Raw genomic sequence first — 3,011 nt, 5'->3', positions numbered from 1 at the left:
TGTAAGTTCTTAAAATCTTCTCTGTTTGAGAAGTGTAACTAACTTTTAGGTTAAGTTATTAAGGGCGCACGGTGAATGCCTTGGCACTAGGAGCCGATGAAGGACGGTACTAACACCGATATGCTTCGGGGAGCTGTAAGTAAGCTTTGATCCGGAGATTTCCGAATGGGGGAACCCACTGCTCGTAATGGAGCAGTATCTTGACGTGAATTCATAGCGTCATGATGGCACACCCAGGGAACTGAAACATCTAAGTACCTGGAGGAAGAGAAAGAAAATATTCGATTCCCTGAGTAGCGGCGAGCGAAACGGGAATAGCCCAAACCAAGAGGCTTGCCTCTTGGGGTTGTAGGACACTCTATATGGAGTTACAAAAGAATGGATTAGGCGAAGCGATTTGGAAAGATCCGCCATAGAAGGTAAAAGCCCTGTAATCGAAAGTCCATTCTCTCTTGAGTGTATCCTGAGTACGGCGGAACACGTGAAATTCCGTCGGAATCCGGGAGGACCATCTCCCAAGGCTAAATACTCCCTAGTGACCGATAGTGAACCAGTACCGTGAGGGAAAGGTGAAAAGCACCCCGGGAGGGGAGTGAAATAGAACCTGAAACCGTGTGCCTACAAGTAGTTAGAGCCCGTTAATGGGTGATAGCGTGCCTTTTGTAGAATGAACCGGCGAGTTACGATTACGTGCAAGGTTAAGTTGAGAAGACGGAGCCGCAGCGAAAGCGAGTCTGAATAGGGCGAAAGAGTACGTGGTCGTAGACCCGAAACCAGGTGATCTACCCATGTCCAGGGTGAAGGTGAGGTAACACTCACTGGAGGCCCGAACCCACGCACGTTGAAAAGTGCGGGGATGAGGTGTGGGTAGCGGAGAAATTCCAATCGAACTTGGAGATAGCTGGTTCTCTCCGAAATAGCTTTAGGGCTAGCCTCGTGATGAGAATACTGGAGGTAGAGCACTGTTTGGACTAGGGGGGCATCTCGCTTTACCGAATTCAGACAAACTCCGAATGCCAGATATTTATACACGGGAGTCAGACTGCGAGTGATAAGATCCGTAGTCAAAAGGGAAACAGCCCAGACCACCAGCTAAGGTCCCAAAGTAATCGTTAAGTGGAAAAGGATGTGGCGTTGCTTAGACAACCAGGATGTTGGCTTAGAAGCAGCCATCATTTAAAGAGTGCGTAATAGCTCACTGGTCGAGTGACGCTGCGCCGAAAATGTATCGGGGCTAAACGATTCACCGAAGCTGTGGATGTGCATCTAAGATGCACGTGGTAGGAGAGCGTTCTAAGGGCGTTGAAGTCAGACCGGAAGGACTGGTGGAGCGCTTAGAAGTGAGAATGCCGGTATGAGTAGCGAAAGATGGGTGAGAATCCCATCCACCGTATGACTAAGGTTTCCTGAGGAAGGCTCGTCCGCTCAGGGTTAGTCGGGACCTAAGTCGAGGCCGACAGGCGTAGACGATGGACAACAGGTTGATATTCCTGTACCACCTCCCCGCCGTTTGAGTAATGGGGGGACGCAGTAGGATAGGGTAAGCGTGCGATTGGTTGTGCACGCCCAAGCAGTAAGGCGTGGAAGTAGGCAAATCCGCTTCCTGTAACGTTGAGCTGTAATGGGGAGCTCTTTAAGAGCGAAGTACCTGATTTCACACTGCCAAGAAAAGCCTCTAGCGAGGCGGGAGGTGCCCGTACCGCAAACCGACACAGGTAGTCGAGGAGAGAATCCTAAGGTGTGCGAGAGAACTCTCGTTAAGGAACTCGGCAAAATGACCCCGTAACTTCGGGAGAAGGGGTGCTCTCGAAAGAGAGCCGCAGTGAATAGGCCCAGGCGACTGTTTAGCAAAAACACAGGTCTCTGCAAAACCGTAAGGTGACGTATAGGGGCTGACGCCTGCCCGGTGCTGGAAGGTTAAGAGGAGGGGTTAGCGTAAGCGAAGCTCTGAATTGAAGCCCCAGTAAACGGCGGCCGTAACTATAACGGTCCTAAGGTAGCGAAATTCCTTGTCGGGTAAGTTCCGACCCGCACGAAAGGCGTAACGATCTGGGCACTGTCTCAACGAGAGACTCGGTGAAATTATAGTACCTGTGAAGATGCAGGTTACCCGCGACAGGACGGAAAGACCCCGTGGAGCTTTACTGTAGCCTGATATTGAATTTTGGCACAACTTGTACAGGATAGGTAGGAGCCAGAGAACTCGGAGCGCCAGCTTCGAGGGAGGCGTCGGTGGGATACTACCCTGGTTGTGTTGAAATTCTAACCCGTACCCCTTATCGGGGTAGGAGACAGTGTCAGGTGGACAGTTTGACTGGGGCGGTCGCCTCCTAAAAGGTAACGGAGGCGCCCAAAGGTTCCCTCAGAATGGTTGGAAATCATTCGTAGAGTGTAAAGGCACAAGGGAGCTTGACTGCGAGACCTACAAGTCGAGCAGGGTCGAAAGACGGGCTTAGTGATCCGGTGGTTCCGCATGGAAGGGCCATCGCTCAACGGATAAAAGCTACCCCGGGGATAACAGGCTTATCTCCCCCAAGAGTCCACATCGACGGGGAGGTTTGGCACCTCGATGTCGGCTCATCGCATCCTGGGGCTGTAGTCGGTCCCAAGGGTTGGGCTGTTCGCCCATTAAAGCGGTACGCGAGCTGGGTTCAGAACGTCGTGAGACAGTTCGGTCCCTATCCGTCGTGGGCGTAGGAAATTTGAGAGGAGCTGTCCTTAGTACGAGAGGACCGGGATGGACATACCGCTGGTGTACCAGTTGTCTTGCCAAAGGCATCGCTGGGTAGCTATGTATGGACGGGATAAGTGCTGAAAGCATCTAAGCATGAAGCCCCCCTCAAGATGAGATTTCCCATTACGTAAGTAAGTAAGATCCCTCAAAGACGATGAGGTAGATAGGTTCGAGGTGGAAGTGTGGCGACACATGGAGCTGACGAATACTAATCGATCGAGGACTTAACCACTAACTTGAATGGTCGTTAGTCAATGTCTTTATCCAGTTTTGAGAG

1 rRNA gene is annotated in these 3,011 nt (G+C 51.4%); it reads left to right on the top strand.

The annotated features are described in order from the left end of the window. Positions 1-48: 48 nt before the first annotated feature. Positions 49-2,966, top strand: a 23S ribosomal RNA gene (locus D8M03_RS17330). Positions 2,967-3,011: the final 45 nt, after the last annotated feature.

Source organism: Ureibacillus endophyticus (genome assembly GCF_003628435.1).
GTDB lineage: Bacteria > Bacillota > Bacilli > Bacillales_A > Planococcaceae > Ureibacillus > Ureibacillus endophyticus.
This window is presented reverse-complemented; position numbering and strand designations above follow the sequence as displayed.